The sequence below is a fragment of the Clostridium lacusfryxellense genome (genome assembly GCF_018861735.1).
GTDB classification, from domain to species: Bacteria; Bacillota; Clostridia; order Clostridiales; family Clostridiaceae; genus Clostridium_AD; species Clostridium_AD lacusfryxellense.
Genome location: NZ_JAHLEB010000168.1, coordinates 1 through 530 on the forward strand (window position 1 = coordinate 1; position 530 = coordinate 530).

2 rRNA genes are annotated in these 530 nt (G+C 36.4%); both read left to right on the forward strand.

Annotated features, from left to right (window positions below):
• Positions 1 to 96: ribosomal RNA gene (locus tag KPL55_RS25815) — 16S ribosomal RNA — on the forward strand; the annotation flags it as partial.
• A 327-nt stretch (positions 97 to 423) separates the two neighbouring features.
• Positions 424 to 530: ribosomal RNA gene (locus KPL55_RS25820) — 23S ribosomal RNA — on the forward strand; the annotation flags it as partial.

The following is a 530-nucleotide window of genomic DNA, read 5'->3' on the forward strand; positions in this document are numbered from 1 at the left end:
ACCGTAAGGAGCCAGCGGCCGAAGGTGGGATTGATGATTGGGGTGAAGTCGTAACAAGGTAGCCGTAGGAGAACCTGCGGCTGGATCACCTCCTTTCTAGGGAGTAGATGCAGAAATTTCGATTTCTGTACTAGAAGAATATTAATTTATTCTTCAAAAATATCTATTGTAATTACTCGTACCTAATTCTCTGTTTAATTTTGAGAGACTAATTATTTTAACTCGAAAGAGTTATTATTAAGTAGTTTTTCTTGAATGTTCTTTGAAAATTGCACAGTGATAAAGTTGTTTTAAAAAGATTTATCTACGTAAGTAGGTAATATTAATTTATTACGATTTCGCAAAATTAAAAAAGATACCTATTTATAGGTAACTATATCTATGCAAATAGACGAATTGTTTATGAAAATAGACAGAATCAAAGGTCAAGCTACAAAGGGCGCATGGCGAATGCCTTGGCACTAGGAGCCGAAGAAGGACGCGTTAAGCTGCGATAAGCTTTGGGTAGGCGCAAATAGCCAGTGATCCAA